General features: G+C 35.0%; 8 protein-coding genes. 3 read left to right on the top strand and 5 right to left on the bottom strand.

What is annotated here, in order from left to right:
- From F6K13_RS08480 to F6K13_RS08460, 5 genes are all read right to left on the bottom strand, one after another.
- A partial coding sequence (locus F6K13_RS08480; protein WP_287287199.1) for an AAA-like domain-containing protein occupies window positions 1-662 on the bottom strand: 662 nt, incomplete at its 3' end.
- 214 nt (window positions 663-876) lie between these two features.
- Window positions 877-1,440, bottom strand: a complete 564-nt coding sequence (locus tag F6K13_RS08475) for a Uma2 family endonuclease (RefSeq protein WP_124154854.1) — start codon at window positions 1,438-1,440, stop codon at window positions 877-879.
- 150 nt (window positions 1,441-1,590) lie between these two features.
- The gene (locus F6K13_RS08470) at window positions 1,591-2,154 is read right to left on the bottom strand and encodes a Uma2 family endonuclease (RefSeq protein WP_124142788.1); all 564 of its coding nucleotides are present in this window, start codon (window positions 2,152-2,154) and stop codon (window positions 1,591-1,593) included.
- Window positions 2,155-2,323: 169 nt separating this feature from the next.
- Window positions 2,324-3,229, bottom strand: a complete 906-nt coding sequence (locus F6K13_RS08465) for a RimK family alpha-L-glutamate ligase (protein WP_124142789.1) — start codon at window positions 3,227-3,229, stop codon at window positions 2,324-2,326.
- Window positions 3,230-3,740: 511 nt separating this feature from the next.
- Complete coding sequence (locus F6K13_RS08460) at window positions 3,741-5,054, bottom strand: hypothetical protein (RefSeq protein WP_287287198.1); 1,314 nt, start codon at window positions 5,052-5,054, stop codon at window positions 3,741-3,743.
- A gap of 268 nt (window positions 5,055-5,322) precedes the next feature.
- Here F6K13_RS08460 and F6K13_RS08455 point away from each other — a divergent pair, with 268 nt between their 5' ends.
- From F6K13_RS08455 to F6K13_RS08445, 3 genes are all read left to right on the top strand, one after another.
- Window positions 5,323-6,087: a DUF1995 family protein gene (locus F6K13_RS08455; protein ID WP_124142790.1), complete on the top strand. Its 765-nt coding sequence runs from the start codon at window positions 5,323-5,325 to the stop codon at window positions 6,085-6,087.
- A gap of 303 nt (window positions 6,088-6,390) precedes the next feature.
- A complete protein-coding gene (locus tag F6K13_RS08450; protein ID WP_124142791.1) occupies window positions 6,391-7,188 on the top strand; it encodes a metallophosphoesterase family protein in 798 nt (265 codons plus the stop codon).
- A gap of 155 nt (window positions 7,189-7,343) precedes the next feature.
- Window positions 7,344-8,030: an RNA methyltransferase gene (locus F6K13_RS08445; RefSeq protein WP_124142792.1), complete on the top strand. Its 687-nt coding sequence runs from the start codon at window positions 7,344-7,346 to the stop codon at window positions 8,028-8,030.
- Window positions 8,031-8,213: the final 183 nt, after the last annotated feature.

The raw sequence follows: 8,213 nt of genomic DNA, 5'->3' as shown, positions 1-8,213 counted from the left end.
TCCAAAGTAGCTACTTCCGACATTTTGAAACCAGTTAATTCTATAGGTATACCAATATTAAAAGGAGTGCGTTTTTTATCCATAATTAAATCTGCCGGAGTTGCCACACCAATCATCACAAAAGTTAATCTTTGATAATTTGAATTATCGGCTCTTTTGTTATAACAATCTCGTATTACGGCAAAAAAATCATCAATATTAAAAGGTAGACTCAGGGTACTATCAATTTCATCAATAAAAATTACAATATTTTGCTTAACAGTAGGCAGCAAAAAATCTCTGATAAACTTACTAAAACGTTTCACATTCGAGAGTTTATTTGTAACCGACCACCACTCATCAATATCAAAAAAATCATCTAAATTTAAACTACTGACAATACTATCAATGACTCCAGCATACCATTGGTCGGCAGTAACTTCCCAAGTACCAACTTCTGTAATATCAATAGTTGCACAGGCAATTCCTTCTGCTTCCAACCGTTGTCTAGTTTTGACTCTTAAACTAGATTTACCCATTTGACGACAGTTCAATACATAACAAAATTCTCCTGCTTTTAAACCTTGATAAAGTTGTTCATCGGCAAGTCTAGTTACATAAGTGGGAGCATCTGGAGGCAAACTACCTCCTACTTGATAAATTGATTTTTTATAGATTTCCATATTGGTATAATTCCCTAAGATTATCCAAAGTAATAATTTTTTCAACCAATAATTACAATCACATATTCCCCACTAAATATAGGCTACTATGTAGATGGATAGTAAAGTATGATAAGTAAAACTTAAACCAAAAAATTAAATAAATCACTAAAATTTTGACATTCAATACACATTCATATCGGGTTTGGAGCGATGGTGAAGTTGAAAATTTGTGTTAATCTCCCAATATTTCATCAACAGTAAAAGTTACATTAGGCAAAGCTTGAATTGCCACAGTTTCACCGCGTTGAAAAGTCTGCACAATCTCATAACCATTCGCAGTAGGTTGTCGGTAAACTTCCAGACATTTTTCAGTCAGATTTACCAACCAAACTTCAACAATATTATTCTCAGCATATAAGGGAACTTTTACTTCTCGGTCATATTTAATTGTTGTGTCTGACACCTCTATAAGGAGAAATACATTTTCTGGTTGAGGTTGTTGAGTCTCATAAAAATCTGGTCGTCGTTGCAACAAACTGATATCTGGTTCTGGTTCAGAATTATTATTCAATCTTACAGGAATTTGAATTCCCACAGTAACAGTCTGTGCTAAACGCAAAAAGAACAGTTCATTAAGACGGTTGACACAACCTGCATGGCGAATACCCATAGGGGACATTGTGATAATTTCTCCTCTGATTAGTTCTACTCGTTCATTTTCAGTAAATACTCCTGCCTCCAGCATTTTATAATACTGGTCTACAGTAAATAGTCGTCGCAATAATTGTACAGACATGATCGACTCCTTGAGAAAATTGTATTAAGCATTCAGCAAACAGCTATCCGCATTCAGCTATTTTTTAGTCATAGCTCAAAGCTTTTTTTACTAATACTCAGAACAGAATAAATTTATATAATATTGGGTAATTAATGTTGAAAGTTTGTATTAATCTCCCAATATTTCATCAACAGTAAAAGTTACATTAGGCAAAGCTTGAATTGTCACAGTTTCACCGCGTTGAAAAGTCTGCACAATCTCATAACCATTCGCAGTAGGTTGTCGGTAAACTTCCAGACATTTTTGAGGAAGATTCACCAACCAAACTTCAACAATATTATTCTCAGCATATAAGGGAATTTTTACTTCTTGGTCATATTTAACTGTTGTATCTGACACCTCTATAAGGAGAAATATATCTTCTGGTTGAGGGTGTTGAGTGCGACGAAATCCTTGCCGTCGTTGCAGCAAAGCGATATCTGGTTCTGGTTCAGAATTATCGTTCAATCTTACAGGATTTTGAACTCTCACAGTAACAATTTTTGCTAAACGTAGAATGAACAGTTCGGTAAGACTGTCCACACAAACTGCGTGATGAATACCAATAGGGGACATTTTGACAATTTCTCCTCGGATTAGTTCTACTCGTTCATTTTCAGTTAATATTCCTGCTTCCAGCATTTTATAATACTGGTCTACAGTAAATAGTCGTCGCAATAATTGTACAGACATTACCAACTCCTTGAAAATAATTGTATGAATTTGTTGATGTATAACAATTATATTTATTATAAATATTCTTGCCCAACTTTAAAAAGCGTTTCGGTCTGGAGTGCTCCCCAAACAGATACCTAATTCTATACACAAATTTTTAAGCTAATAGCTGATAGCTGATAGCTAGTTAACTTGTTAATAATTGAATCAAATCCTCAGTTATCGGACAACCTGTTTCCCTTTCAAAATGAAGAAACATCGGACTAAAATTCGCCTCCAGGAAAACAAAATCTCCATTAGGTTTAAATCGCCAATCAATACCAGTCCATTTTAATCCGAATGCTTTAGTAATAGCTAAACATTTTTCTTTGATATCCTCTGGTGTTTCTAAATAAATTATTTTTGCTCGTTTATCTTCCCGAAAATCTAAGGAACTACTCCGAATTTCAGCAGAATAAACTTTTTCCCCAATTACATAACTACGAATATTTGTACCGGGAATAAATTCTTGGATAGTTACGGGAGAAATACTTAATGCTAATTTCATCCGATTAATTTCTAGATGTTCTTTCGTTAAAAATTGAGTATGAGAACCTCCATAAACAGGTTTAAAAATTACATCTTTAAATGTTTGAGAAAATTCTAAAATTTCATCAGCGTTATTAGTAATAATAGTCCCTGGAATAGTCACACCTATTTTATTAGCTAAACTTAACTGTAATGGTTTTTCTTTATGAAATTCATAAGCTTCCCAACTATTCACCCATTTATCAGGTTTAGACCGCATAAAAGAACGTAATAAACCCATCGAATCATTAACTGCTATTCTCTCCTGATATAAATCAGTTAATTTCGGAACATTAACCCCGGCAAAAGTCCGCCAAAAAATTTTATTTATATCTGCTAAATTCCATTTTCTGCCATCTGGAAATATTAAACATCCTGTGTGAGTAATAGGTTGCCAAGAGATTTTTAACTTAGTGGGAAATAAACGAGTATCTAAATAATCAACTGTTATTCCTTTTTCTGTGAGAGACTTTTTGAGATGGGCAGCATGAATATCTTCTTCATTGCCCAGGATTAAAATATTCATTAAAGTTATACCAATTTGACAACTGTTTGCTACAAATAGTTAGGCTATTTCTTAGGAGTCAGGAGTCAGGAGTCAGGAGTCAGAATGAATTGCTTTGCTCCCATTTTTTAGTCGTAATTTATCTTTTTAGTCAAAGGGACATCTCCTGTCAAGTATTTTAAAGGAAGAAAGGGAATGAGAAAGAAAAGGAAGACTTGGGAGAAAAAAGCGTAGATATTCAGGACTTACCCATGAGGTACAAAAAACTAGGATTTGAGATTGCTTCCCTATCAGTCGCTTCGGACGAAAATACCTTAGTATTGCGTAATACCAAATTGAAATGAAGCTGCATAGAATAATCTTTCAAGCATAATTGACTTCAAGCATAATTGACCGCAGGTAAGCGTAGATAAAAATAGATCGATTTAATGAATTTCATCATTCTATGCAACCTCAAATAAAACTGGTATAAGTTCTAATATTATGAGTTTGAATATATTTCTGCTTACAAGTCTACTTTCCCATTTATTAACTAAATAAAATTAAGGTTTAAATTATCTAGAGATGAAACACCTTCTATGATGGCAATCAAATCTCCTGATAGAGTAGATATATTAACTGAATCATTAACGATTTCAAAACTATAATCATTCAAAGTTCCTGATAACTTAATTTGATCTAAAGGAGTATCAAAATTTTGAATAAAAGCAAAGTCTGAATCACCAAAACCAAGATAAAAAGGCGACCCTTGGGAAGAACCAAGTATAAATTGATCTACTCCCTCTATTCCCGAACTACCAACTAATATATCAATTTCTCCTGTTCCCAAATCACTAGGTATAACTCGGTCGTTGATGAGGTCATATCCAATAACACTAACACCAACAATTCTGGTATTGTTGCCGAAAGCATTAATAATATCATTACTATCATTGTCAGTAAAAAAACCAATGCGTTCAATTTCAAATTGTCCAAACTGAATGTAATGTTCTAAACCAGAACTAAATTCTCCTCTATTGATAGCAACATCAATACCAGGATAAGATTGCCGATAAATCTCTTCATTAAAATCTCCACCTTCCTCTCCTATAGCTAAAGTAGTTACACCACCTTCTTCCGAACCTACTTGAGTGAAAGTTCCATTATTAATGGGAGTCGCAAAACCACCTTCTTCTCCTATTGCCAAAGTAGTAACACCGCCTTCTTCTCCTACTGCTAAAGTAGTTACACCACCTTCTTCTCCTATTGCTTGAGTTGTTGCGAAACCTTCTTCAGAACCTGGTTGAGTCAGAATTTCATTCTTAATAGGAGTAGCAAAACCGCCTTCTTCTCCTACTGCTTCAGTTGTTAGTTCTCTCGGTGGCACTCCGATGGGAGTAATACCACCTTCTTCTCCTATTGCTTGAGTGGTTGCGAAACCTTCTTCAGAACCTGGTTGAGTCAGAATTTCATTATTAATAGGAGTAACAAAACCTCCCTCTTCTCCTCCTATAGCTTGAGTTGTTACTTCTCCCGGTGGCACTCCGATGGGAGTAATACCACCTTCTTCTCCCAGTGCTTGAGTAGTAGGTACAGAAAGATTACCACCTTCTTCTCCTAGTGCTTGAGTTGTTCCTATAGCTTCACTGGTACCGCCTTCTTCTCCTAATTCTAAGGTTGTTGCTATAAGTTCGCCACCATTCTCCGAATCATCAAAAGCTTCTGTTGTAGCACCACCTTCTTCTCCTATTGCTTGAGTTGTTGCTATAGGTTGAGAAGGGTCATTAGGAGTATTACGCTTAGGTTCAACTTGACTTTTTTGTAAAGACTCAAGAGTCTCTAGGTCATTGTCAAATGGATGTCTCATATTTTCCTTTTGTTCAAGTTTTATTTATGATCGGGACTTATGCGCGGACACTAAATCGAGTGAGGGCGCAATTCTGAGCTTGGCGCTACCCAATGCCATTTGCTACGCACAACTACGTTAACGCCCCTACAAATGGTGTTTTCAAGGGAGTTGCATGGGTAAGTCCTGTTTTATTTATTATGTTATGGAAAGTACTGAAGATTGTTGAAAATCTTCTATCAGTTACAGTATAGTTGAGAAATTTAGAAATATCGATCGCTATTTATAGATGAATAAACTACCCAATGACATAGATGAAGCACTCGCTCAAGCTATAGAAGCTACTAAGATAGCTCTCCAGGATGGTTATAGTAGAATCCAAATCGAAATAGTTATTCCAGAAATTGAACTTCAAGCTCAATCTCTAGCAGCACAATTTATTCCTGCTTTACTTGAAGAAGGCATTCAACCAAAAGTCTTCTTTCCTGATACTGGTGCTGCAGCATTAGCAAGACGAGATTGGCAAGAAGCGCCTTTTAAAGTAAAAGTAGAAGATATTGGCACAAGTAGGTCTCCAGTTGATAGCAAAATTTCACCGGAAGACGAGTTTTTTCTGTTAGTTGCCCTTTCTTCTGTAGAAGTGGCCCAGGCCGAAAAATTGTGTAATCTGGCAGGCGATCGCCCAGTTGTAATGTTAATTCCGAGGTTAGAGGATGTATCTATTGTCGGAATTGGTTATGCAGCACGTCAACTCCGGGAAAGATTTCTTACAACTATTGAATCTTGCTACTATATCAAGTCTTTTGGTGAGGCTGCATTGTATCGTTGTTATCCTTCTCCCTGGCAAGTTTTGCTTGAGGAAAATGGCCAATATAAATTAATTGCAGAGCGATCTGAGAAACCAATGGGAGATACTGTGGAAATGATTTTAGCTGAAGCTACTACTACAGTTAAAATAGATAGCTCTGCTTCTTCTGAGCAAACTACTACTAAACCAAAACGGAAAGGATTTTTAACTGAAATTCAAAAATTCCTGCGTGCTTTAAGTAACTAAATTTTCCGCAGACATGAACTTACTAAAAGTATTTTTCGTCTAAGGTATGCCGACCCCAATTTTACTCGAAGCTACAATTTGTTTCAAATTAGCTACATTCTGGATTTGCCTAAAAATTAGGGTCGGTTTACCTCAGAAACTATGTGATATTATAGATACAAATTAAAGTGAATAATATATTAGATGTTTTAATTAAATTTTCTGACATTAAAATTTAGTATAATAAAGTCTTTTTTGCCTTACTTAATGCAATAAAGTAGATAGAAAAAAACTAGATATTGTAGGAAATCTTTAGAAGTAAAAATGAAGCAGAGACGTATTATAATTGGTGATGTACATGGGCATTATGATGGTCTAATGGTTTTGCTAGAGGCGATCGCCCCTGGAAAAAATGAAAAGGTGTATTTTTTAGGGGACTTAATAGATCGAGGCCCAAAAAGCTCCCAAGTAATAGAATTTGTCAGAAATAGCTCCTATCAGTCTCTCCAGGGAAATCACGAACAAATGATGATTCAAGCTCTTTCAGATAAAGCAGACAAAAAAGGAGCATGGGAAGCTTGGTTTTACAGTGGAGGGAATGAAACGGTAGAAAGTTATAGAGATCAAGGAATTATGCCTTATGAGGATGTAGAATGGATTCGATCACTACCTCTATATCTAGACTTAGGAGATATTTGGTTAGTTCATGCAGGGGTAAATCCAAAACTACCTATTCAAAAGCAAACTTATCATGAATATTGTTGGATTCGCAAAGAATTTCATGGTATTGAAAAACCTTACTTTCCCAATAAGTTAATGATTATAGGTCATACTATAACTTTTACTTTTAATAATGTTGAGCCTGGAGAGTTAGTTCGTGGGGCAGGTTGGCTAAATATTGACACGAGTGCGTATCATCCTCGTAGTGGATGGCTAACAGGATTAGATGTTGATAATAATATTGTTTATCAAGTTAATGTTAATAGTAATGAAACTAGGAAAATGCCTCTAGAAGAACTTGTAAAACCTTATGCTTCCAAGCCAACTTTAAAAAAAATAATGCAAGAACCTTTATTAGCTAAAAAAAAGCACAAAGAGAAACTTAAGGTCAAGAACGATTGATAAAAATAGCAGTTTCTCTTTCAACAATTAATAATTAACAATTTCTTGTAAACTAAGAGGATTGGCTAAAAGGATTGTTTTTATTTTTTCTCTATGAATGTAGAGGCTTTATACCTTAATTTTTCGGTAAATATAAATATTTAGATTAATGCTGAATGCAATTAGAAGAAAAACAACAATTAATTACTTATTTAGGTCAATTTGTTACCCATGCTCGTTGGGAAAAAATAGTATCTGTTTTGCAGCAAAGAACCCGTCATATTACTGTTATTTTAGAAGATATTTATCAACCCCACAATGCTAGTGCGGTACTCCGAAGTTGTGACAGTTTTGGGGTACAAGATGTGCATATTATAGAGAACAAAAATATATTCACAATTACTCAAGGTGTTACTGTTGGTTCAGACCGCTGGTTAACATTATACCGCTATAATCAAGAAGGCATAAATAATACTCAAGAATGTTTAAAAAAATTAAGAAGTGAGGGTTATATTATAGCAGCAACAACCCCCCATACAAAACAAATAACTGTTGAACAATTATCTGTAAATACAAAAGTAGCGTTAATGTTTGGTTCGGAAATTAATGGGTTGTCAGAATATGCTCAAAACAATGCAGATGTATCGGTAAAAATTCCAATGCAGGGATTTAGTGAAAGTTTTAATATTTCAGTTAGTGTTGCTTTGTGTTTATATGATATGACAAATCGTTTGCGACGACAGCATAATAATTGGGAATTAACTGAAACAGAAAAATTAGATTTGGAATTAAATTGGCTGCGGAAATCTATTAAAGCTGGGGAACTTATTGAGAAGAAGTTTTTCAGAGATATTTGTAATTGAATAAGGAAGAAGGAAGAAGTAAGAAGCAAGAAGTAAGAAAGTGTTGAGTTATTTAGGAGGTAGCTGTATTTTGGTATCATTATTATCATTTTCTTTGTGGGTTTAATACCCCACCGTCAACGGGGGTGTTCAAAATTACTTGGGGGAGCGTAGACGCGGAGCGGCCCTTCGTTGACTATCCCC

Source organism: Okeania sp. SIO2B9 (assembly GCF_010672505.1).
GTDB classification, from domain to species: domain Bacteria; phylum Cyanobacteriota; class Cyanobacteriia; order Cyanobacteriales; family Microcoleaceae; genus Okeania; species Okeania hirsuta.
The sequence above is the reverse complement of the archived record's forward strand: the minus strand, read 5'-3'. Positions and strand labels throughout refer to the sequence as shown.

Bases quoted from the DNA above. Each gene is read 5' to 3' on its own strand.
- F6K13_RS08460 (WP_287287198.1), bottom strand. From the start codon at position 5,054: ATGAGACATCCATTTGACAATGACCTAGAGACTCTTGAGTCTTTACAA.
- F6K13_RS08475 (WP_124154854.1), bottom strand. From the start codon at position 1,440: ATGTCTGTACAATTATTGCGACGACTATTTACTGTAGACCAGTATTAT.
- F6K13_RS08470 (WP_124142788.1), bottom strand. From the start codon at position 2,154: ATGTCTGTACAATTATTGCGACGACTATTTACTGTAGACCAGTATTAT.
- F6K13_RS08465 (WP_124142789.1), bottom strand. From the start codon at position 3,229: ATGAATATTTTAATCCTGGGCAATGAAGAAGATATTCATGCTGCCCAT.
- F6K13_RS08450 (WP_124142791.1), top strand. From the start codon at position 6,391: ATGAAGCAGAGACGTATTATAATTGGTGATGTACATGGGCATTATGAT.
- F6K13_RS08455 (WP_124142790.1), top strand. From the start codon at position 5,323: ATGAATAAACTACCCAATGACATAGATGAAGCACTCGCTCAAGCTATA.
- F6K13_RS08445 (WP_124142792.1), top strand. From the start codon at position 7,344: ATGCAATTAGAAGAAAAACAACAATTAATTACTTATTTAGGTCAATTT.